Origin of the sequence: Klebsiella sp. JB_Kp004 (assembly GCF_040065795.1) — a bacterium.
Lineage (GTDB): Bacteria > Pseudomonadota > Gammaproteobacteria > Enterobacterales > Enterobacteriaceae > Klebsiella > Klebsiella quasipneumoniae.
The window spans coordinates 39,699-61,860 of record NZ_JBEAKW010000034.1 but is presented as its reverse complement, the minus strand read 5'-3'; the positions used below and the strand labels follow the sequence as shown (position 1 = coordinate 61,860).

19 protein-coding genes are annotated in these 22,162 nt (G+C 57.5%); 5 read left to right on the top strand and 14 right to left on the bottom strand.

The genetic code is table 11. The annotated features are described in order from the left end of the window. Positions 1-31: 31 nt before the first annotated feature. From murG to leuO, 14 genes are all read right to left on the bottom strand, one after another. Positions 32-1,102, bottom strand: coding sequence for an undecaprenyldiphospho-muramoylpentapeptide beta-N-acetylglucosaminyltransferase (murG, locus tag ABLX76_RS15090; protein ID WP_032429099.1), 1,071 nt, complete (start codon positions 1,100-1,102; stop codon positions 32-34). Beyond that, positions 1,099-2,373, bottom strand: a complete 1,275-nt coding sequence (gene ftsW / locus ABLX76_RS15085; RefSeq protein WP_004204337.1) for a cell division protein FtsW — start codon at positions 2,371-2,373, stop codon at positions 1,099-1,101. The genes murG and ftsW overlap by 4 nt, the downstream gene beginning before the upstream one ends. After that, complete coding sequence (murD, locus tag ABLX76_RS15080) at positions 2,373-3,689, bottom strand: UDP-N-acetylmuramoyl-L-alanine--D-glutamate ligase (RefSeq protein WP_348874767.1); 1,317 nt, start codon at positions 3,687-3,689, stop codon at positions 2,373-2,375. The genes ftsW and murD overlap by 1 nt, the downstream gene beginning before the upstream one ends. Positions 3,690-3,691: 2 nt before the next feature. Further along, the gene (gene mraY / locus ABLX76_RS15075) at positions 3,692-4,774 is read right to left on the bottom strand and encodes a phospho-N-acetylmuramoyl-pentapeptide-transferase (RefSeq protein ID WP_004204335.1); all 1,083 of its coding nucleotides are present in this window, start codon (positions 4,772-4,774) and stop codon (positions 3,692-3,694) included. Then, on the bottom strand, positions 4,768-6,126 hold the full coding sequence (murF, locus tag ABLX76_RS15070; protein WP_044521021.1) for a UDP-N-acetylmuramoyl-tripeptide--D-alanyl-D-alanine ligase: 1,359 nt from the start codon (positions 6,124-6,126) through the stop codon (positions 4,768-4,770). The genes mraY and murF overlap by 7 nt, the downstream gene beginning before the upstream one ends. Next, positions 6,123-7,610, bottom strand: a complete 1,488-nt coding sequence (gene murE / locus ABLX76_RS15065; RefSeq protein ID WP_023291978.1) for a UDP-N-acetylmuramoyl-L-alanyl-D-glutamate--2,6-diaminopimelate ligase — start codon at positions 7,608-7,610, stop codon at positions 6,123-6,125. Before murE ends, murF begins: the two co-directional genes overlap by 4 nt. Further along, positions 7,597-9,363, bottom strand: a complete 1,767-nt coding sequence (locus tag ABLX76_RS15060) for a peptidoglycan glycosyltransferase FtsI (protein WP_023291977.1) — start codon at positions 9,361-9,363, stop codon at positions 7,597-7,599. The genes murE and ABLX76_RS15060 overlap by 14 nt, the downstream gene beginning before the upstream one ends. A gap of 15 nt (positions 9,364-9,378) precedes the next feature. Continuing rightward, on the bottom strand, positions 9,379-9,744 hold the full coding sequence (ftsL, locus tag ABLX76_RS15055; protein ID WP_002888550.1) for a cell division protein FtsL: 366 nt from the start codon (positions 9,742-9,744) through the stop codon (positions 9,379-9,381). Continuing rightward, positions 9,741-10,682, bottom strand: a complete 942-nt coding sequence (gene rsmH / locus ABLX76_RS15050; protein WP_004204328.1) for a 16S rRNA (cytosine(1402)-N(4))-methyltransferase RsmH — start codon at positions 10,680-10,682, stop codon at positions 9,741-9,743. Before rsmH ends, ftsL begins: the two co-directional genes overlap by 4 nt. Before the next feature lie 2 nt (positions 10,683-10,684). Continuing rightward, complete coding sequence (gene mraZ / locus ABLX76_RS15045) at positions 10,685-11,143, bottom strand: division/cell wall cluster transcriptional repressor MraZ (protein ID WP_004204327.1); 459 nt, start codon at positions 11,141-11,143, stop codon at positions 10,685-10,687. A gap of 640 nt (positions 11,144-11,783) precedes the next feature. Beyond that, positions 11,784-12,788, bottom strand: coding sequence for a catabolite repressor/activator (gene cra / locus ABLX76_RS15040; protein ID WP_004145952.1), 1,005 nt, complete (start codon positions 12,786-12,788; stop codon positions 11,784-11,786). A gap of 180 nt (positions 12,789-12,968) precedes the next feature. Then, a complete protein-coding gene (gene ilvN / locus ABLX76_RS15035) occupies positions 12,969-13,460 on the bottom strand; it encodes an acetolactate synthase small subunit (RefSeq protein ID WP_002888536.1) in 492 nt (163 codons plus the stop codon). A 2-nt stretch (positions 13,461-13,462) separates the two neighbouring features. Continuing rightward, positions 13,463-15,187, bottom strand: a complete 1,725-nt coding sequence (gene ilvI / locus ABLX76_RS15030; protein WP_002888534.1) for an acetolactate synthase 3 large subunit — start codon at positions 15,185-15,187, stop codon at positions 13,463-13,465. Positions 15,188-15,581: 394 nt separating this feature from the next. Then, complete coding sequence (gene leuO / locus ABLX76_RS15025) at positions 15,582-16,550, bottom strand: transcriptional regulator LeuO (RefSeq protein WP_072140386.1); 969 nt, start codon at positions 16,548-16,550, stop codon at positions 15,582-15,584. Positions 16,551-17,164: 614 nt separating this feature from the next. Between leuO and leuL the strand changes: the two genes are divergently transcribed. The 5 genes from leuL to leuD all read left to right on the top strand — a co-directional run bounded on the left by leuL (position 17,165) and on the right by leuD (position 22,028). Further along, positions 17,165-17,251 (top strand): leu operon leader peptide, encoded by an 87-nt coding sequence (gene leuL, locus ABLX76_RS15020; RefSeq protein ID WP_017901192.1) that lies wholly within the window; start codon positions 17,165-17,167, stop codon positions 17,249-17,251. A 95-nt stretch (positions 17,252-17,346) separates the two neighbouring features. Further along, a complete protein-coding gene (gene leuA / locus ABLX76_RS15015; protein ID WP_023291975.1) occupies positions 17,347-18,918 on the top strand; it encodes a 2-isopropylmalate synthase in 1,572 nt (523 codons plus the stop codon). Next, positions 18,918-20,009 (top strand): 3-isopropylmalate dehydrogenase, encoded by a 1,092-nt coding sequence (leuB, locus tag ABLX76_RS15010; protein WP_023291974.1) that lies wholly within the window; start codon positions 18,918-18,920, stop codon positions 20,007-20,009. Before leuA ends, leuB begins: the two co-directional genes overlap by 1 nt. A gap of 2 nt (positions 20,010-20,011) precedes the next feature. Continuing rightward, a complete protein-coding gene (leuC, locus tag ABLX76_RS15005; protein WP_023291973.1) occupies positions 20,012-21,412 on the top strand; it encodes a 3-isopropylmalate dehydratase large subunit in 1,401 nt (466 codons plus the stop codon). Between the two features lie 10 nt (positions 21,413-21,422). Then, a complete protein-coding gene (gene leuD / locus ABLX76_RS15000; RefSeq protein ID WP_048336394.1) occupies positions 21,423-22,028 on the top strand; it encodes a 3-isopropylmalate dehydratase small subunit in 606 nt (201 codons plus the stop codon). Positions 22,029-22,162 lie beyond the last annotated feature (134 nt).

Genomic DNA, 22,162 nt, shown 5'->3' with positions numbered 1-22,162 from the left:
TTCTGTATTCGGGCGGTGAAAATCACCGCAATTAGCGCGCCAAAGCTACGGCGCTGACCTCTTCTGCTACCCGCTCGGTAGCGTCCGGAATCGAAGCGCCACGCGCTCGTTCCGCCATGTCCAGCAAGGTTTCCCGATCCCAGCTCGCCAGAGTAGAGGCTACCGCCTCTACCGTGAACGCCGGCTGTTCGAGAATTTTCGCCGCGCCGGCTTTCTCCAGCGGCAGCGCATTCCAGTACTGCTGACGATCTTTGTGCTGGAACGGTACAAACAGCGCCGGTAAGCCCGCGGCCGCGATTTCGCTAACCGTCAGCGCGCCGGAACGGCAAACCACGACATCTGCCCAGGCATACGCCGCGGCCATATCATCAATAAATTCCGTCACTTTATGCTGCGGCTGCCCCGCGGCGGCATAGGCCTGCTGCACGGTTTGCTGGCCGCCTTTACCGCTCTGATGCCAGATGGTCACCGTATCGCCGAGCTTCGCCGCCACCTGCGGCATGGTCTGGTTCAGGACGCGCGCGCCCTGAGAGCCACCGACCACCAGCACGCGAATCGGCCCCTGACGGCCCACCAGACGCTGCCCCGGCAGCGGCAGCGCCAGCACATCGGTGCGCACCGGATTGCCGACCACGTCCGCATGCGGAAAGGCGCCGGGAAACGCCTGCATCACTTTCTTCGCAATCTTCGCCAGCCACTTGTTGGTCAGACCGGCAATGCCATTTTGCTCGTGGAGGACCACCGGGATCCCCAGCGACCACGCCGCCAGACCGCCAGGCCCGGACACATAGCCGCCCATGCCCAGCACCACGTCCGGCTGGAAACGCTTCATGATCGCCCGCGCCTGACGCCAGGCGTTGAAGATCCGCACCGGCGCCAGCAGCTGTGCTTTAATCCCTTTGCCACGCAGGCCGGAGATACGGATAAAATCAATCTCGATGCCGTTTTTCGGCACTAAATCCGCTTCCATACGATCGGCGGTACCCAGCCAGCGAACCTGCCAGCCCTGGTCCATTAGATGGTGCGCGACCGCCAGTCCCGGGAACACATGCCCGCCGGTACCGCCCGCCATCACCATCAACCGCTTTTCCTGACCGCTCATCGAACACCCCGTGTAAACGCCTGGGCTTTTTCCAGACGCGTTTCATAATCAATTCGCAACAACAACATGATGGCCGTCGACATAATCAGCAGACTGGAACCACCATAACTGATCAGCGGCAGCGTCAGACCTTTCGTCGGCAGCATCCCCGCCGCCGCCCCGACGTTAACTAACGCCTGGAAGCTAAACCAGATACCAATCGCACAGGCGAGGAAGCCGGAGAAGCGATGATCGATCTCCAGCGCTTTTCGGCCAATCGACATGGCGCGGAAAGCGACGAAGAATACCATTAAAAGCGCCAGTACCACACCGATATAACCGAGTTCTTCGCCGATGATGGCGAAGATAAAGTCAGTGTGCGCTTCCGGCAAATACTCCAGTTTTTGCACCGAGTTACCGAGTCCCTGCCCCCACATCTCGCCGCGGCCAAAGGCCATCAGCGACTGGGTCAGCTGGTAGCCGCTGCCGAACGGGTCTTCCCACGGGTTCCAGAAGGAGGTCACGCGGCGAATACGGTACGGTTCGGCGAGGATCAACAGGACCACCGCCGAGATGCCCATGCCGATAATGGCGATGAACTGCCACAGCTTGGCGCCGGCGAGGAACAGCATCGCCAGCGTGGTGACGAACAGCACCACCACCGTACCGAGGTCAGGCTGCGCCAGCAGCAGGATCGCCAGCACGAAAATCACGCCCATCGGTTTTAAGAAGCCGCGCAGGTTGTTGCGCACTTCATCAGCTTTACGCACCAGATAGTTGGCGATGTAGCAGAACAGCGACAGCTTGGTGAACTCCGCCGGCTGAATGCGCAGCGGACCGAGGGCGATCCAGCGCGATGCACCGTTTACCGAGCTACCCACCACCAGCACGATCAGCAGCATGACGATCGAGGCGATCAGCATCGCGGTACTGTGGCGCTGCCAGAAATCCATCGGCAGTCGCAGCGTCACCAGCGCGAGGACAAAGGCCAGCACAATGTACAGGCCGTCACGCTTGGCGAAGAGGAAAGGATCGTTCGCCAGACGCTGCCCCACCGGCATTGACGCCGAGGTCACCATAATAAAGCCGATCGCCGCCAGGCCGAAGGTCAGCCACAGCAGCATCCGGTCATACATCACCAGACTGTCGTTATCTTTTGGGCGCGAGCCCATCACCCAGCCTTTCAGCGCGGCGAACAGCCAGGCGAAGATAAACATCCCCGGCAGTCGCGGCAGTCTCAACCGAGGCAAGCTCAGTTGCGGCATTCTCAGGCGTGGGAGAGAGAAACGCATCAACCTAACTCCTTCGCCAGGCGGGCAAACATCTCGCCCCGTTGTTCAAAGTTCTTAAACTGATCCAGGCTGGCGCAGGCCGGCGACAGGAGAACCATGTCGCCCGCTTTCACCAGGGGCGCAATCTGACGCATCGCCTGTTCCATGGTTTCAGTTTGTACCGCCACCTCAGGACGCAGCTCGGCGAGCTCGGCGCCGTCGCGACCAAAGCAGTACAGGCGGATACGATCGCCGCCAAGGTAGCGCTTCAGCGGGGTGAAATCAGCGGACTTGCCGTCGCCGCCCAGCAGCAGATACAGCGTGCCATCAAGCTGCAGGCCGTTCAGCGCCGCCTCGGTACTGCCGACGTTGGTTGCCTTCGAGTCGTTAATCCAGCGCACGCCGTTGTGATCCAGCACCAGCTGGAAGCGATGCGCCAGGCCGGTAAAGGTGGTCAGCGCCTTCAGGCTGCTGGCACGCGGCAGGCCCGCGGCATCGGCCAGCGCCAGCGCCGCCAGGGCGTTGCTGTAGTTATGCTGACCCGTGATAGACATCTCTTTTACATTGAGGACTTTCTCACCTTTAACGCGCAGCCAGGTCTCGCCCTGCTGACGGTTAAGGTGGTAGTCACCGACATCGACGCCAAAGCTGATGCAGCGATCGTCCGCGCCGCGTACCGGCATGGTGAGCGCATCGTCCGCGTTGACCACGCAGGTCTTCGCATTCTCGTAAATCCGCAGCTTCGCCGCGCGATACTGCTGCAGCCCCAGCGGGTAGCGGTCCATATGGTCCTCAGTCACGTTGAGGATGGTTGCCGCCACCGCCTGCAGGCTGGAGGTGGTTTCCAGCTGGAAGCTGGAGAGCTCCAGGACATACAGCTCACGATCGGTATCCAGCAGCATCAGCGCCGGCAGGCCGATATTGCCGCCCACGCCGACGTTAACCCCGGCCGCTTTCGCCATCTCGCCCACCAGGGTGGTGACGGTGCTTTTGCCATTCGAGCCGGTAATGGCGATGATCGGCGCCTGCGCTTCGCGGCAGAACAGTTCGATATCGCCAACGATCTCTACGCCAGCTTCCGCCGCCGCGCTCAACGAAGGATGAGCCAGCGCGATGCCGGGACTGGCGACAATCAGATCCGCCGCCAGCAGCCAGGTATCATTGAGGCCGCCGACATGGCATTCGACCGATTCAGGCAATTTATCCAGCCCGGGAGGCGCGACGCGGGTGTCCATCACGCGCGGGGTTACGCCGCGCGCCATGAAAAAGTCCACGCATGACAGGCCGGTCATGCCCAGCCCAATAATGACGACTTTTTTACCCTGATAATCTGCCATGATTAACGTACCTTCAGCGTCGCCAGGCCAATCAGCACCAGCATCAGCGAAATAATCCAGAAGCGCACGATAACGCGCGGCTCCGGCCAGCCTTTCAGTTCATAGTGGTGGTGGATCGGCGCCATGCGGAAGATACGCTGACCGCGCAGCTTAAAGGAGCCGACCTGCAGGATCACCGACAGGGTCTCCACCACGAAAACGCCGCCCATAATCACCAGCAGGAATTCCTGACGCAGCAGCACGGCGATAATGCCCAGCGCGCCGCCGAGCGCCAGCGAACCGACGTCGCCCATAAAGACCTGCGCCGGATAGGTGTTAAACCACAGAAAGCCCAGCCCCGCGCCGACGATCGCCGTACAGACGATCACCAGTTCGCCGGCGTGGCGCAGATAGGGGATGTGCAGGTAGTTGGCGAAATTCATGTTACCGGTCGCCCACGCCACCAGCGCAAAACCCGCCGCGACGAAGACGGTGGGCATGATCGCCAGGCCGTCGAGACCGTCGGTCAGGTTAACCGCATTGCCGGTGCCGACGATCACGAAGTAGGCCAGCAGGATATAGAACAGCCCCAGCTGCGGCATAACGTCTTTAAAGAACGGTACCACCAGCTCGGTCGCTGGGGTGTCTTTCCCGGCCAGATAGAGCGCGAACGCCACGCCCAGCGCGATCACCGACATCCAGAAATATTTCCAGCGGGCGATCAGGCCTTTGGTGTCTTTGCGCACCACTTTACGGTAGTCATCAACGAAGCCGATGATCCCGTAGCCGATTAATACCGTCAGCACGCACCAGACGTACGGGTTGGAGGGGTAAGCCCACAGCAGCACTGACACGGTGATCGCGGTGAGGATCATGATCCCCCCCATGGTCGGCGTGCCGCGTTTGCTGAAGTGGGACTCCGGACCGTCGTTACGAACCACCTGGCCGAAGGAGAGTTTTTGCAGACGGGCGATCATGCGCGGGCCCATCCACAGAGAGATGAACAGCGCGGTCAGCAGGCTGACGATGGCGCGAAACGTCAAATACGAAAAGACGTTAAAGCCGGAATAATATTTGACCAAATGTTCGGCCAGCCATACTAACATGTCCCAGTCTCCTGTAATGCGCGTACTACCTCTTCCATGGCGGCACTACGTGAACCCTTCACTAAAATGGTCATTATCTTATGCTCCGCCAGCAGCTCGCGCAGGCGAGCCACCACGGCGGCTTTATCGTTAAAATGTTCGCCCACGCCGCTGGCGCGGCTGATATCCGCGCTCAAGGCGCCGACGCTGAGAACGCAATCCAGCCCTGCCGCTTTCGCCGCCTCGCCGACTTCACGATGGCAAGCCGCGCTTTCCGCGCCAAGCTCCGCCATATCGCCGACCACCATCGTCCGGAAGCCGGGCATCTCTGACAGCACCTGCACCGCCGCGGTCATCGAACCGACGTTAGCGTTATAGGAGTCATCCAGCAGCAGCTGGCTCTCGGTCAGGCGAATCGGGAACAGACGTCCCGGCACGGCCTGCAGCTGCGCCAGACCGGCTTTCACCGCCGCCAGATCGGCGCCTACCGCCATCGCCAGCGAGGTTGCCGCCAGCGCGTTAGCGATGTTGTGGCGTCCAGGCAGCGGCAGCAGTACGTCAACGTTGCCGGTTGGGGTCTGCAGCGTAAATTCGGTGCCGTGGCTGGTGATCTGCACGTTAGTCGCGGTGAAATCGCTGTTGGCCGCGTTCGGCGAGAAGCGCCACACTTTGCGATCGCCAATCACCGCCTGCCAGTTCAGCCAGTCGTTGTTGTCGGCATTGAGAATGGCGATGCCGTTTTCCGGCAGACCGGTATAGATTTCGCCCTTCGCCTTCGCCACGCCCGCCAACGAGCCGAAACCTTCAAGGTGCGCGGCGGCAAGGTTGTTGACCAGCGCCGCTTCCGGACGCGTCAGGCTGACGGTCCAGGCGATTTCGCCCTGGTGGTTGGCGCCAAGCTCAATCACCGCGTACTGATGTTCTTTGGTCAGACGCAGCAGGGTCATCGGTACGCCGATATCGTTGTTCAGGTTGCCGGCGGTATACAGCGTGTTGCCGCACTGGCTGAGGATCGCCGCGGTCATCTCTTTGACCGAGGTTTTACCGGACGAGCCGGTCAGGGCGACGACGCGAGTCGGCACCTGCTGACGTACCCAGGCGGCCAACTCGCCGAAAGCCTGCCGGGTATCTTTCACAATCACCTGCGGGAGATCGCAGGGCAGCGGACGGCTCACCAGCAGCGCGCCGGCGCCTGCCGCTTTCGCCTGTTCGGCAAAATCATGGGCGTCGAAACGCTCGCCTTTCAGCGCCACAAACAGGCAGCCCGCCGTGATTTTACGGGTGTCGGTGGTCACCTCGTCGATAGCGATATCGCTACCCTGCCGTTCGCCATGAGCGATCGCGGCGAGCTGGCTTAACGTAAAGCGAATCATGCTACCGCTCCCAGCAGACGCGCGACGGTGACGCGGTCGGAATAATCCAGACGACGGTTGCCGACGATCTGGTAATCTTCATGGCCTTTACCCGCCACCAGCACCACGTCGTTCTCCTGCGCCTGCATCACGGCGTTGGTCACCGCTTCCGCACGGCCTTCCATCACTTTTGCATGACCTGCATCGAGCATGCCGGCCAGAATATCGTTGATAATCGCCCGCGGCTCTTCGGTACGCGGGTTGTCGTCAGTGACGACCACGATATCGGCGAACTCTTCAGCAATCGCCCCCATCAGCGGACGCTTGCCTTTGTCGCGGTCTCCGCCGCAACCGAAGACGCACCACAGCTTGCCGCTGCAGTGCAGGCGCGCGGCCTGCAGCGCTTTTTCCAGCGCGTCAGGCGTATGGGCATAATCCACCACCACGGCCGGTTTACCGGGCGCGCTGAACACTTCCATACGGCCGCATACCGGCTGTAAACGAGCCGCCGTTTTCAGCAGATCGGCCAGCGGATAGCCCAGCGCCAGCAGCGTGGCCAGCGCCAGCAGCAGGTTGCTGACGTTAAAGGCGCCCATCAGGCGACTTTCGATTTCACCGTTGCCCCAGCTGGAGTCAAACTGGATGGTGGCGCCGCTGTCGTGATAGTTGACCGCGGTGGCCTTCAGCCAGCGGCCGTGGCAGTTCGGATTGATATGATCTTCCATCGACACCGCCACCGCGTCCGGTAGCTTCGCCAGCCAGCGACGACCGACTTCATCGTCAGCGTTGACGATGGCCTGGCCGCAATGGTGGGTGGAGTACAGCAGCCATTTCGCCGCTTCGTAGTGCGCCATATCGCCATGGTAGTCGAGGTGGTCGCGGCTCAGGTTGGTAAATACCGAGGCGGCAAACTGCACGGCCGCCACGCGGTGCTGCACCAGCCCGTGGGAAGAGACTTCCATCGCGCCGAAGGTTGCCCCCTGCTCGACCAGGCCGGAAAGCACGTGCTGAACATCGACCGCAGAGCCGGTGGTGTTTTCGCTCGGCACCACTTTATCCAGCAGCCCGTTGCCGACGGTCCCCATCACCGCGCTGGTTTCGCCGAGCAGTTTCGCCCATTGCGCCAGAAGCTGGGTGGTGGTGGTTTTGCCGTTGGTACCAGTCACGCCCACCAGACGCAGCTGCTGCGACGGCTGATGATAAAAACGCCCGGCCAGCGCCGATAAACGTTCGTTAAGCTGGCTCAGGTAGATAACCGGCACGCCGTGCATTTCACGGATCTCACCGTCTTTCGCTTCGCCCTGCGCTTCAGCAATAATGGCAGCCACACCTTGCGCTATCGCCTGCGGGATATAACGACGCCCGTCCGCCTGATGACCCTGTACCGCGATAAAGAGATCGCCGGAAGCCGCCACCCGGCTGTCCAGCGTCATCTCTCGCAGAATGCGCTCCGGTGCGTTTGGCACCCATGGAGCGAGAAGGTCGCGCAAATTACGATCTGCCACCTGTTCCCTCGCCTTGATTAATTACAAATTCACTTTTTTCGCCCGTTGCCAGCGCATCCGGTTCGATGTTCATGGTGCGCAATACGCCGCCCATGATGGCACCGAACACCGGCGCGGAAACGGCGCCACCGTAGTATTTACCTGCCTGCGGGTCGTTGATCACCACCACCAGCGCAAAGCGCGGATGGCTGGCGGGCGCAACGCCTGCGGTGTAAGCAATATATTTGTTGATATAGCGGCCATCCGGCCCCACTTTTTTCGCCGTACCGGTTTTAATCGCGATGCGATAACCTTTGATCGCCGCTTTCACGCCGCCGCCGCCGGGCAGCGCCACGCTTTCCATCATATGAACGACGGTACGAACGAGTGATTCCGGGAAGACACGCTCGCCCGGAACCGGTGGATCAACTTTGGTAATCGACAGCGGGCGATAGATGCCGTAGCTGCCAATCGTTGCGTAGACTCGCGCTAACTGTAACGGGGTTACCATTAGCCCGTAGCCGAAAGAAAAGGTGGCCCTCTCTATGTCAGACCACCGTTGTTTTTGAGGATATAAGCCACTGCGTTCTCCGACCAACCCCAAATTGGTCGCCTTTCCAAGCCCAAAACGTGAGTAAGTATCTACTAACGCTGAGGACGGCATCGCTAACGCCAGCTTAGAAACACCGACGTTACTCGACTTCTGTAGCACCCCGGTCAGGGTCAATTCGCTGTAGCGCGCCACGTCTTTAATTTCGTGGCCGTTAATTCGATAAGGCACGGTATTGAGTACGGTATTTTCGTTGACGATACCGCGCTGCAGCGCCGTCATCACCACCATCGGCTTCACCGTCGAACCCGGTTCGAAGACATCGGTGATGGCGCGGTTACGCATGGTGTCTTTCGCCGTGCCGGCGAAATTATTTGGGTTGTAGGACGGGCTGTTGGCCATCGCCAGCACTTCGCCGGTGTTCACGTCCACTAACACCGCGCTACCGGACTCGGCTTTGTTAAAGGCCACGGCGTTGTTCAGCTCACGATAGACCAGCGCCTGCAGACGCTCGTCGATGCTCAGCGCCAGGTTGTGCGCCGCCTGGCTGTCGGTGGAAGAGATGTCTTCAATTACCCGGCCATAGCGGTCTTTACGCACGATACGCTCGCCCGGCTGGCCGGTGAGCCATTTATCAAAGCTTTTTTCGACCCCTTCAATCCCCTGGCTGTCGACGTTGGTAAAACCGATGAGGTGAGCGGTCACTTCCCCGGAAGGGTAGTAACGACGGGATTCTTCACGCAGATGAATGCCCGGCAGCTTCAGTTTTTTGATGTAGTCGGCCATGTCAGGGTTAACCTGACGCGCCAGATAGATGAAACGCATCCGCGGATTGGTATTGATGCGCGTCGCCAGCTGATCCAGCGGCATATTGAGGGCATCCGCCAGCGCCTTCCAGCGCGTATCCAGGGTTACCCCGCCGGCATCATGGAGTTCTTTCGGATCGGCCCAGATAGCTTTCACCGGCACGCTGACCGCCAGTGGACGTCCGGAGCGGTCGGTAATCATCCCGCGCGCGGTGGACACTTCCTGTACGCGCAGGGAACGCATATCGCCCTGACGCACCAGCATATCCGGGCTGACCACCTGTAGCCAGGCAACGCGCCCCAGCAGGAAAGTCAGCGCCAGCAGAATGCAGCCGCACAGCAACGCAAAACGCCAACTGATAAAGTTGGCCTGTTCTTCCTGACGTTTTGCTTTTGGCGTTTTTGGCGCTGCTTTCATCCGTCGCAATAATCCTTATTTCTGTACAACGATATTTTCTTGTGATGGATCGACGTGTTGCATCTGCAACTTCTCGGTCGCGATCCGTTCAACCCGACTGTGATCGCCGAGCGCGTTCTCTTCGAGGATCAGGTTGCGCCACTCAATGTCCAGGGCGTCGCGTTCCAGAACCAGTTGTTCACGCTGCGCGGTCAACAGGCGCGTGTGGTGCGCGGTGGTGACCACGGTAATCGCCGTAATAATGATGCAAATGAACAGGCAGAGTGGCAGTTTCCCAAACCGCAGAAGGTCGTCCCCGATCACGCCAGGCAAAGCATGGCGCTCGTTGCTTCCAATCGACCCTTTAACTTTGCTTAAGGCCTCTGTCACTCTGCCGATCATGCGTTCGTCCTCTCTGCGATACGCAGCACTGAACTACGGGCACGTGGATTCTCTGCCACCTCTTCTTCGCCCGGCATCAACTTGCCTAGTGCTCGTAACTCACGGCCGCCCAGTTTTTTGAGCTGCGATTCGGTCATCGGTATTCCCGCCGGAACCTGCGGACCGCGGCTTTGCTCACGCATAAAGCGCTTTACAATGCGATCTTCCAGCGAATGAAAACTAATGATCGACAGCCGCCCGCCCGGGGCCAGCACGCTGAGCGAGCTTTTTAGCGCCTGCTCTATCTCCTCCAGTTCACTGTTTACCCAAATGCGCACCGCCTGGAAGGTACGGGTCGCGGGATGTTTGTGCTTATCTTTTACCGGCATCGCCGCGGCGATGACCTCCGCCAGCTCTTTGGTGCGGGTCATCGGTGCAATGCGATTACGTTCGACGATCGCGCGGGCGATCCGTTTACCGAAACGCTCTTCGCCGAAGGTTTTAATCACCCAGGCGATATCCGCTTCTTCAGCGGTCTGCAGCCATTCGGCCGCGGACTGACCGCGCGTCGGATCCATGCGCATATCCAGCGGCCCGTCGCGCATAAAGGAAAAGCCGCGTTCCGCATCGTCAAGCTGCGGGGAAGAGACGCCAAGATCGAGCAGAATGCCGTCGATCTTACCGGTAAGATTGCGCTCGCCGACGTACTCAGCAAGCTGTGAAAATGGACCATGTACGATGGAAAAGCGGGGATCATCGATGGTTTGCGCGACGGCAATCGCCTGAGGATCGCGATCGATTGCCAGCAAGCGTCCTTCCGCTCCCAGTTGGGAGAGGATCAGGCGCGAGTGACCGCCGCGACCAAAGGTACCATCAATATAGATACCGTCTGGACGAATATTGAGGCCGTTGACGGCTTCATCCAGAAGTACCGTAGTGTGTTTAAAATTTTCCATCATTTTTATAAAGACAAATCCTGCAGGCGCTCCGACAGTTCACCGGTCGCGGACTGCTCAGCGTCGATATCTTCCTTGACCCGTTGATACCAGGTCGTTTCGTCCCACAGTTCAAATTTATTAAACTGCCCGACCAGCATCACTTCTTTTGTCAGCCCGGCATGCTGCCGTAACACCGGCGCTATCAGCAAGCGACCGGCATTATCCATCTGACATTCGCTGGCATGACCCAGAAGCAAACGCTGTACGCGCCGCTCAACGGGATTCATGCTCGATAAACGCGACAATTTCTGCTCGATGACTTCCCATTCAGGCAATGGATAAAGCAGCAGGCACGGGTGATGAATGTCAATGGTGCATACCAATTGACCGGCAGCGTCCTCGATCAGCCCATCGCGATAGCGCGTTGGCACGGCCAGGCGGCCTTTGCTGTCGAGATTGACTAACGTTGCTCCACGGAACATGCCAGCCTCACCCCTTTTCGCCACTTTATCCCACAAATTCCCACCACAAGGAGTTTACGGAGCGGAGGAAAAGCTTGTCAAGCCAGCACGAATGCCAACGGAGCTCAAAAACCCATTATTTACAGCCGACATTAGCCCTGATGAAAAAATCATCAACAGGCGAGGCAAATTAACGTTATGAATACGTGTAAGAAAATAACCAACAAACTCGTAACAGTTATAAACATCAAAATATCTTCGGCGGGAAAATATAAAGTGTCAGTTTGCGACGCGAGCGGCATTTTAGGCCATTATGCCGGCCGTTAACAGTACCTGTTGCTGGCTGAAGGGCTGACCAGGCGCGGGATAAGGCAGGAGAGAAAGGTTGGGGCTAACAAAATGGGTGTTAATTCAGCAATTAACCTGGTGAATGTAACAAAATAATACAATTAAAGCCGGCACAATCATTTTTTGTGTCCCGTTTTGAGTCACAAAACGATTGCCAGCGAATAAAACAAAATAACGCGTAAAGAAGTTTAGGGATTTGTCTGAAATATATTCAGTTTTGCATTCTGGACGTCAGTTGCCTGATTTATCGCCAACGGCCTGCTCTCTGGCAGGCCTGCCAGGATTAATCCTGGGTGCTGACGATATTGCGCCCTTAACGGCGATTCAGGCTGCCGCGGCGATAAAGATTACGACGAATACGGCTGAGGCCCGGCTTCGGCTTGCGCGGTTCATCGAGGCTGGCGAGGACGATCTCGAGCACCCGCTCAGCGACATCGCGATGGCGCTGGGCCACGGCCAGTACCGGACACTGCAGGAAATCGAGCAGCTCATTATCGCCGAAGGTGGCGATCGCCAGCTCGGAAGGCAGTTTACCCTCACGGCGCAGCGTCACATCCATGACGCCCTGCAGCAACGGGAAAGAGGTGGTGAACAGCGCCTGCGGCATCGGATGGGTTTCAAGCCATTTCTCAAACAGCTGGGCCGCCGCTTCTCGCTCGTAGCTGTTGGCATAGAGATAATGCACCTCACGCGGATCGTCCTGCCAGGCTTTACGGAAGCCTTGCTCGCGCAGGAAGCTCACCGACAGTTCCGGCAGCGCGCCCAGATAAAGCACCGTTTCGCCGGGAAAGGTCCGCAACTCGGCGGCGAGCATCTCGGCATCGTCCTGGTCAGCGCCGACGACGCTGGTGAAGTGCTCGCGGTCAAGGGCGCGGTCGAGGGCGACAATCGGAAACGGATCGTTAGCCCAGCGCTGATAAAAAGGGTGCTCCGGCGGCAGCGAGGTGGAAACAATGATGGCGTCCACCTGGCGCTGTAGCAGATGCTCGATACAGCGCATTTCGTTATCGGGCTGATCCTCCGAGCAGGCAATCAGCAACTGATAGCCGCGCTGGCGCGCCTGCCGCTCCAGATAATTTGCAATGCGGGTATAGCTGGTGTTCTCCAGATCCGGGATCACCAGACCGATAGAGCGTGTGCGTCCTGCACGCAGGCCAGCAGCGACCGCATTCGGGTGATAGTTGTGCTCTCGCACGACAGCCATCACTTTTTCGACCGTTTTGTCGCTTACGCGGTACTGCTTCGCTTTGCCATTAATCACATAGCTCGCGGTGGTTCTTGAAACACCGGCCAGCCGGGCGATTTCATCCAGTTTCACAATTGCCCCTTGGGTAAGAAGTGCCAAACATAACCATTATTCAGGTATGGAACCCTTTTTATAACATCTAAGCGCAGAATAGTTAGCGCAGCAACCGCTTTCGCTTACAGTTCCTACTGATTTCGCAAAAAAAAAGCCCGACAGTCGCTGCCGGGCTATTTTTGCATCAGTTCCCGATCCTCAGCGCATGATTTTATCACCGCGAGACAGGCCGACCACGCCGGAGCGAGCCACTTCCACGATCCGAGCGACATCGCGCAGAGAGGCCAGGAAAGCGTCGAGCTTATCGCTGGTGCCGGCGAGTTGAACGGTATAGATAGAAGGCGTCACGTCGATAATCTGTCCACGAAAGATTTCGGTGTTGCGCTTCACTTCTTCACGGCCGTAACCGCTGGCCTGGACCTTCACCAGCATGATTTCGCGTTCGACATGAGCCCCCTGCCCCAGCTCGCTGACCCGCAGGACATCCACCAGCTTGTGCAGCTGCTTTTCAATCTGCTCGATCGCTTTTTCATCGCCCACGGTCTGGATGGTCATCCTGGAGAGGGTCGGATCGTCCGTCGGGGCGACAGTCAGGCTTTCTATATTATAGCCGCGCTGGGAAAAGAGGCCGATAACGCGGGACAATGCGCCCGATTCGTTTTCCAGTAATACCGATAATATCCGGCGCATAATCAGGTCCTCTCCGTTTTGCTCAACCACATTTCATCCATGCCGCCGCCGCGGATCTGCATGGGGTACACATGCTCACTGCCGTCGACGGTGACATCGACAAACACCAGCCGGCGCTGTCGCACCTGCTCCAGGGCTTCTGCAAGCTTCGTCTCCAGCTCCTGCGGCTCGCTGATGCGGATCCCAACGTGGCCATAGGCTTCCGCCAGACGAACGAAGTCCGGCAGCGACTCCATATAGGACTGCGAGTGGCGCCCGGAATAGAGCATATCCTGCCACTGCTTCACCATCCCCAGATAGCGGTTGTTGAGGTTAAGCACCAGGACCGGCAGCTCATACTGCAGCGCAGTAGAGAGTTCCTGAATGTTCATCTGAATACTGCCGTCACCGGTCACGCAGACGACCATTTCGTCCGGCAGAGCCATTTTGACCCCCAGCGCAGCCGGTAGGCCAAAGCCCATGGTGCCGAGGCCACCGGAGTTAATCCAGCGCCGCGGCTTGTCGAAGGGGTAATAGAGGGCGGCGAACATCTGGTGCTGACCCACATCGGAAGTGACATAGGCATCGCCCTGAGTCAGGCGCCAGATCGTTTCTATCACCGCCTGCGGTTTGATCTTGTCGCTCTGGTCGTCGTAGCGCAGGCAATGGCGGGCGCGCCACTGCTCAATCTGCTGCCACCAGTCGCGAATGTCGTCCAGCGGCTGCTGCGCCTCTTCCTGCTCCAGCAGCTCCAGCATCTGCTCCAGCACCAGCCGGGCATCGCCGACGATCGGCACATCTGCTGGCACGGTTTTCGAGATTGAGGTCGGATCGATATCGATATGCAGCACAGTCGCGTTCGGACAGTATTTGGCCAGGTTATTGGTGGTCCGATCGTCAAAGCGAACGCCGACGGCAAAAATCACGTCTGAATGGTGCATGGTCATGTTGGCTTCATAAGTGCCGTGCATGCCCAGCATCCCCAGCGCCTGCGAGTGCGTCGCCGGGAAAGCGCCCAGCCCCATCAGGGAGGAGGCCACCGGCAGCTTCAGCTTTTCCACCAGCTCGCGCAGCTGAGGTTCGCAATGCGCATTGATCGCCCCGCCGCCGACGTAGACGACCGGCTTGCTCGCCGCCACCAGGGTCTGCAGGGCGCGTTTGATCTGGCCTTTATGACCGCTGGTCGTCGGGTTATACGAGCGCATGCTGACCGCGTCTGGCCAGACGTACGGCAGTTTCTTCGCCGGATTGAGTATATCCTTCGGCAGATCGACCACCACCGGCCCGGGGCGACCGCTGGCCGCCAGCCAGAAGGCTTTCTTCAGCACGCCGGGAATATCTTCGGTCTGCTTCACCAGGAAACTGTGCTTCACCACCGGGCGGGAAATCCCCACCATGTCGCACTCCTGGAAGGCATCGTAGCCGATAAGCGATGTCGCCACTTGCCCGGAGAGGATCACCAGCGGGATAGAGTCCATATAGGCCGTCGCGATACCGGTGATGGCGTTCGTCGCCCCAGGCCCTGAGGTCACCAGCACCACACCGACCTCCCCGGTCGCTCGCGCCAGGCCATCCGCCATATGCACCGCCGCCTGCTCGTGGCGAACCAGCACATGATCGATACCGCCAAGGGTATGTAACGCATCATAGATATCGAGGACTGCGCCTCCGGGATAGCCGAATACTTGCTTGACGCCCTGATCGACAAGCGATTGGACGACCATCTCGGCTCCTGACAACATCTCCATGGTTTGCCTCCAGGCTTATTGTTTTACGACAGCGGAACTCAATTTCCGCGCGCTCGCACGATGCGAAGGAGTACCCCTCCGCACTGAGGTGAATGGACTGCATGCCACTACCATAACTGCTCGCCAGCAGGCAGGCAATTCGCCACCGGAGATGCTTTCTAAGTAGAATAAGAAGAAAAACAAGCGGAGAGAGGAAAATATGGTGGAATGCTTCAGATATAAGAAAAGAGAATAGTAAATACTCGGAGAAAAGGCGCGATAGCAGGAATTGATCCATTTTTTGTTAACGGGCGGAGAGCAACCGAAAGGGTAAACAGCATAAAATTCTGCATTATTGTAATTAAATCATATAAAAAAAGGAGCCGAAGCCCCTTTCATGCTTATTGCCATCGGCTCAGCGCTGACAAATATCCACCAGCAGCTCTTCCATCCACTGATGACCTTTATCGCGACCCGCCGCTTCGTGCCAGGAGAGATAGCAGGTCCGGCTATTCACCTTCAGCGGCAGAGGTAATATTTGCAGCGCTAACTTATCGGCAAACTCATTTGCCAGCCAGCGCGGCGCAATGGCCACCATCTGCGTTTGCGACACCACGTTTAATACGCTGACCATCGCATTACCTTGATACGCGATGCGCGCTTGTTTATCGGCGGTGTCATACCACGGCAGACTGAATGAGGCATACCGATCGAGAGCCACCGCGGCATGCTCCTCGCGATAAATATCAGCCTCCATCACCGGTCCGGAGATACGCGGATGGTTGCGGCTAGCCACCAGAACCATTTCATCTTTGAATAGCGGTACACAGGCAAACTCAGGACGACGAAATTCTTCATAACCGATCACAAATTCCGTTTCCTGATAACGTAACTGATGTTCCGTATTTTGATTAAGCGCTGATTTAAAGACTAAATGAATATTGGGCGCGATTTCGGCGACTTTATTAAAAATCACCGACGTCAGGATGTTATCCAGCGGGCTACAGACGCACAGATTGAAAACACGCTCACTGCTCAAGGGTTCAAAACCGGAGCCTGGCAATTCGTTTTGTACCAGCTGCAGCGCCTGACGCACTGAGCCAAACAGCTGATAGGCCCGCGCCGTCGGCTGAATACCGCGGCCATAGCGCACAAACAGCTCATCATTAAACATCACTTTCAGACGTGAAACCGCGTTGCTCACCGCCGGTTGAGACATGCCGAGCGTATGGGCGGCACGGGTAATATTCTGTTCCTGCATAACCGCATCAAAAACGGTAAGCAGATTGAGATCAACCATCCGTAGTTGAGGTTTTACGACTTCCTGTCCGGGGGCTGATTTATATTCTGGACTTTCAATTAACATATCTAGTTCCGCCGTCACGATGAATTCCCTTTACTAAACCGCTATAATTAGCGCCGAAAATATCATTTATCATGCCAATGACATTTGCAAAATAGCAAAGGTGTATTTTAGGAATATATCAAGGCTATGAGTGGCAGTGTCAAACCGGTACCACCGGAATAAATAAACTGCTCAAACAATATGAGTTACTTAATGAAGATGAGTCTAACCATAATCCAGGAAAATAAAAACAACACCAATGGTTAACTGTAACTTAAGCAATAATAAAGTATTTTATTTTCCACCCCATAAAATTAACAACTATTTATCATTGAAAAAAGATCCGCTAAGGGGTAGACATATTCACACGAAAAATAAATATAATTATTTCATTCAGATAGCGATTTTTGACCGCTTCGCTCGCGGCGCATCGTGAGCGAGGCCTTTAATGCAAAGTGCATTTTCAAATGAAACATATCCCTGTGTGCCCCCGCAGGTCCAAAATAGGATCTTCGGCAAAAAAGGGCTAACATCAGCACAATTAGCTAATTCACGCCGCGGACCAAAAACGCTTTTTCCATGCCAGGGGTTGACTTTGAAACGGCTATCCAGTAACTCTAAAAGCATAACGATTTCATCTGGAGTTTGACGCAATGATTCGCACCACTCGCATCACCAGCCTACTACTACTAAACGCATGCCATTTGCGCGGTAGGCTGTTGGGCGACGTTCAGCGTTAAGTCATCTTCCAGCAAGACTATAAAACCCGCGCCTTGGCGCGGGTTTTTTTATGCTCGTCAACAAGGCGCCAGGACACAGACTAAGGATCCAAACCATGAGCCAGCAAGTCATTATTTTCGATACGACCTTACGTGATGGCGAACAAGCGTTACAGGCAAGCCTGAGTGTCAAAGAGAAGCTGCAGATTGCTCTGGCCCTCGAGCGCATGGGTGTTGACGTGATGGAAGTCGGTTTCCCGGTTTCTTCTCCGGGCGATTTTGAATCCGTGCAGACCATCGCGCGCACCATCAAAAACAGCCGCGTGTGCGCCCTGGCGCGCTGCGTCGAGAAAGACATCGACGTGGCGGCGGAATCCTTAAAAGTGGCAGAAGCGTTCCGTATCCACACCTTCATCGCCACCTCGCCGATGCATATCGCCACCAAACTGCGCAGCACCCTGGATGAGGTCATTGAACGCGCGGTTTATATGGTGAAGCGGGCGCGCAACTACACTAACGATGTCGAGTTCTCCTGTGAAGACGCCGGCCGTACGCCGATTGCTGACCTGGCTCGCGTCGTGGAAGCCGCGATTAACGCTGGCGCCACCACCATTAATATTCCGGATACCGTCGGCTACACCATGCCGTTCGAGTACGCCAACATTATCAGCGGCCTGTATGAGCGCGTACCGAATATCGACAAAGCCATTATCTCCGTCCATACCCATGATGACCTGGGTATTGCCGTCGGCAACGCCCTCGCCGCGGTCCACGCCGGAGCCCGCCAGGTAGAAGGCGCGATGAACGGTATCGGCGAGCGCGCCGGCAACTGCGCGCTGGAAGAGGTCATCATGGCGATTAAAGTGCGCAAAGACATCATGAACGTGCACACCAATATCAACCACCATGAAATCTGGCGCACCAGCCAGACCGTCAGCCAGATCTGCAACATGCCGATCCCGGCGAACAAAGCCATCGTCGGCACCGGCGCCTTCGCCCACTCCTCCGGTATCCACCAGGACGGCGTGCTGAAGAACCGCGAAAACTACGAAATCATGACCCCGGAATCCATCGGCCTGAACCAGGTGCAGCTGAATCTGACTTCCCGCTCCGGCCGCGCGGCGGTGAAACACCGGATGGAAGAGATGGGTTACCAGGAGAGCGATTACAACCTGGATCACCTGTACGACGCGTTCCTGAAGCTGGCGGACAAAAAAGGCCAGGTCTTCGATTACGATCTGGAAGCGCTGGCGTTTATCAACAAGCAGCAGGAAGAGCCAGAGCATTTCCGCCTGGATTACTTCAACGTTCAGTCCGGCTCCAGCGATATCGCCACCGCCTCGATCAAGCTGGTCTGCGGGGATGAGATCAAAACCGAAGCCGCCAACGGCAACGGTCCGGTTGATGCTATCTACCAGGCGATTAACCGCGTCACCGATTACAACATTGAATTAGTGAAATATGGCTTAAGCGCGAAAGGCCACGGCAAAGACGCCCTGGGCCAGGTGGATATCGTCGTTGACTACAACGGTCGCCGTTTCCACGGGGTTGGTCTGGCAACGGATATCGTAGAGTCGTCAGCCAAAGCGATGGTTCACGTGCTGAACAACATCTGGCGCGCCGCCGAAGTCGAAAAAGAATTGCAACGCAAAGCTCAGAATAAAGAGAACAATAAGGAAACCGTGTAATGTCGAAGAATTACCATATTGCCGTTTTGCCGGGTGATGGCATTGGCCCGGAAGTGATGAACCAGGCGATGAAAGTACTGGAAGCCGTGCGCCAACGTTTTGCCATGCACATTACCACCAGCCAGTACGACGTCGGCGGCGCGGCCATCGACCGTCAGGGAACGCCCCTGCCGCAGGCGACCGTCGCCGGATGCGAGCAGGCGGACGCGATCCTGTTCGGCTCTGTCGGCGGCCCGAAGTGGGAACACCTGCCGCCCGCAGAACAGCCAGAGCGCGGCGCCCTGCTGCCGCTGCGTAAACACTTTAAACTGTTCAGCAACCTGCGCCCGGCCAAACTGTATCAGGGGCTGGAAGAGTTCTGCCCGCTGCGCGCCGACATCGCCGCCAACGGCTTCGACATTCTCTGCGTTCGCGAACTGACCGGCGGCATCTACTTCGGTCAGCCGAAAGGTCGCGAAGGCAGCGGTCAGCATGAGAAAGCTTTTGATACCGAGGTGTATCACCGCTTTGAAATCGAACGTATCGCGCGCATCGCGTTTGAATCCGCCCGTAAACGTCGTCACAAAGTGACCTCCATCGATAAAGCCAACGTCCTGCAGTCGTCCATTCTGTGGCGCGAAATCGTCACCGAGATCGGCAAGGAGTATCCGGACGTTGAGCTGGCGCATATGTATATCGATAACGCCACCATGCAGCTGATTAAAGATCCGTCCCAGTTCGACGTGCTGCTGTGCTCCAACCTGTTCGGCGACATCCTCTCCGACGAGTGCGCAATGATCACCGGCTCGATGGGTATGCTGCCCTCCGCCAGCCTCAACGAACAAGGTTTCGGCCTGTACGAGCCAGCGGGCGGCTCGGCGCCGGATATCGCCGGCAAAAATATCGCTAACCCGATCGCGCAGATCCTCTCCCTGGCGCTGCTGCTGCGCTATAGCCTCGACGCTGACGAGGCGGCGAGCGCGATTGAAAGCGCGATTAACCGCGCTCTGGAGGAAGGCGTTCGTACCGGCGATTTAGCGCGCGGCACGGCGGCGGTCAGCACTGATGAAATGGGCGATATCATTGCCCGCTATGTCGCAGAAGGGGTGTAATCATGGCGAAGACGTTATACGAAAAATTGTTTGATGCGCACGTGGTGTATGAGGCGCAAAACGAAACTCCGCTGTTGTATATCGACCGCCATCTGGTGCATGAAGTCACCTCCCCGCAGGCCTTTGACGGCCTGCGCGCCCACGGCCGCCAGGTGCGCCAGCCGGGTAAAACCTTCGCCACCATGGATCACAACGTCTCGACGCAGACCAAAGATATTAACGCGTCCGGCGAGATGGCCCGCATTCAGATGCAGGAGCTGATTAAGAACTGTAAAGAGTTCGGCGTTGAGCTGTACGATCTGAACCACCCGTACCAGGGCATCGTTCACGTGATGGGCCCGGAACAAGGGGTTACCCTGCCGGGGATGACCATTGTGTGCGGCGACTCCCATACCGCCACCCACGGCGCCTTCGGCGCGCTGGCCTTCGGCATCGGCACCTCCGAAGTAGAGCATGTGCTGGCGACCCAGACCCTGAAACAGGGTCGTGCGAAAACCATGAAAATCGAAGTGCAAGGCAAAGCGGCGCCGGGCATCACCGCCAAAGATATCGTGTTGGCGATCATTGGTAAAACCGGCAGCGCCGGCGGCACCGGCCACGTGGTGGAGTTCTGCGGCGAAGCGATCCGCGATCTGAGCATGGAAGGCCGCATGACCCTGTGCAACATGGCGATCGAGATGGGCGCGAAAGCGGGCCTGGTCGCGCCGGATGAAACCACCTTCAATTACGTACGCGGCCGTCTGCACGCGCCGAAAGGCAAAGATTTTGACGATGCGGTGGCGTACTGGAAAACCCTGAAAACCGACGACGGCGCCACATTTGACACCGTAGTGACGCTGCAGGCGGCTGAGATTGCCCCGCAGGTGACCTGGGGCACCAACCCGGGCCAGGTGATTTCGGTCAGCGATAATATCCCCGATCCTGCGTCGTTCAGCGACCCGGTGGAACGCGCCAGCGCCGAGAAAGCGCTGGCCTATATGGGGCTGAAATCCGGCATTCCGCTGACGGAAGTGGCTATCGATAAAGTATTCATCGGCTCCTGTACCAACTCGCGTATCGAAGATTTGCGCGCGGCGGCGGAAATCGCCAAAGGGCGTAAAGTGGCGCCGGGCGTCCAGGCGCTGGTGGTGCCGGGTTCCGGTCCGGTGAAAGCGCAAGCGGAAGCGGAAGGCCTGGATAAGATCTTTATCGAAGCCGGCTTTGAGTGGCGCTTACCGGGCTGCTCTATGTGTCTGGCGATGAACAACGACCGCCTGAACCCGGGCGAGCGCTGCGCCTCCACCAGCAACCGTAATTTTGAAGGCCGCCAGGGCCGCGGCGGACGCACGCACCTGGTGAGCCCGGCAATGGCCGCGGCGGCAGCTGTGACCGGCCATTTCGCCGATATCCGTAATCTGAAGTAAGGAGACCATCATGGCAGAGAAATTTACCCAACATACCGGCCTGGTGGTTCCGCTGGATGCTGCAAACGTCGATACCGACGCGATCATTCCCAAGCAGTTTCTGCAGAAAGTGACCCGCACCGGCTTTGGCGCGCACCTGTTCAACGACTGGCGCTTCCTCGACGATAAAGGTCAACAGCCGAACCCGGAGTTCGTGCTGAACTTTCCTGAGTACAAAGGCGCATCTATCCTGCTGGCGCGGGAAAACTTCGGCTGTGGCTCCTCGCGCGAGCATGCGCCGTGGGCGCTGACCGATTACGGTTTTAAAGTCGTTATCGCCCCAAGCTTTGCCGATATTTTCTATGGCAACAGCTTCAACAACCAGCTGCTGCCGGTGACGTTGAGCGATGAGCAGGTCGACGAGCTGTTCAAACTGGTGCAGGCCAAACCGGGCATTACGTTTGAAGTGGACCTGGAAGCGCAGGTGGTTAAAGCGGGGGATAAAACCTACAGCTTTAAGATCGACGATTTCCGTCGCCACTGCATGCTCAATGGCCTGGATAGCATCGGCCTGACGCTGCAACATGAAGCGGCTATTTCCGACTATGAGCACAAGCTGCCGGCGTTTATGAATTAATCTTCGCGCCCGGTCATTTGACCGGGCTTTTTAGTTTATTGCGGCAGAAAATTGAGATCTTACGCACAAAAAACAATATTGCTTCGCCGATCGTCAGCCCATGACGTTGGCCTGCCCCACGCGATAAAGACGAA

Bases quoted from the DNA above. Each gene is read 5' to 3' on its own strand.
- murG (WP_032429099.1), bottom strand. From the start codon at position 1,102: ATGAGCGGTCAGGAAAAGCGGTTGATGGTGATGGCGGGCGGTACCGGC.
- ftsW (WP_004204337.1), bottom strand. From the start codon at position 2,373: ATGCGTTTCTCTCTCCCACGCCTGAGAATGCCGCAACTGAGCTTGCCT.
- murD (WP_348874767.1), bottom strand. From the start codon at position 3,689: ATGGCAGATTATCAGGGTAAAAAAGTCGTCATTATTGGGCTGGGCATG.
- mraY (WP_004204335.1), bottom strand. From the start codon at position 4,774: ATGTTAGTATGGCTGGCCGAACATTTGGTCAAATATTATTCCGGCTTT.
- murF (WP_044521021.1), bottom strand. From the start codon at position 6,126: ATGATTCGCTTTACGTTAAGCCAGCTCGCCGCGATCGCTCATGGCGAA.
- ABLX76_RS15060 (WP_023291977.1), bottom strand. From the start codon at position 9,363: ATGAAAGCAGCGCCAAAAACGCCAAAAGCAAAACGTCAGGAAGAACAG.
- ftsL (WP_002888550.1), bottom strand. From the start codon at position 9,744: ATGATCGGCAGAGTGACAGAGGCCTTAAGCAAAGTTAAAGGGTCGATT.
- rsmH (WP_004204328.1), bottom strand. From the start codon at position 10,682: ATGATGGAAAATTTTAAACACACTACGGTACTTCTGGATGAAGCCGTC.
- mraZ (WP_004204327.1), bottom strand. From the start codon at position 11,143: ATGTTCCGTGGAGCAACGTTAGTCAATCTCGACAGCAAAGGCCGCCTG.
- ilvN (WP_002888536.1), bottom strand. From the start codon at position 13,460: ATGCGCCGGATATTATCGGTATTACTGGAAAACGAATCGGGCGCATTG.
- ilvI (WP_002888534.1), bottom strand. From the start codon at position 15,187: ATGGAGATGTTGTCAGGAGCCGAGATGGTCGTCCAATCGCTTGTCGAT.
- leuL (WP_017901192.1), top strand. From the start codon at position 17,165: ATGATTCGCACCACTCGCATCACCAGCCTACTACTACTAAACGCATGC.
- leuA (WP_023291975.1), top strand. From the start codon at position 17,347: ATGAGCCAGCAAGTCATTATTTTCGATACGACCTTACGTGATGGCGAA.
- leuB (WP_023291974.1), top strand. From the start codon at position 18,918: ATGTCGAAGAATTACCATATTGCCGTTTTGCCGGGTGATGGCATTGGC.
- leuC (WP_023291973.1), top strand. From the start codon at position 20,012: ATGGCGAAGACGTTATACGAAAAATTGTTTGATGCGCACGTGGTGTAT.
- leuD (WP_048336394.1), top strand. From the start codon at position 21,423: ATGGCAGAGAAATTTACCCAACATACCGGCCTGGTGGTTCCGCTGGAT.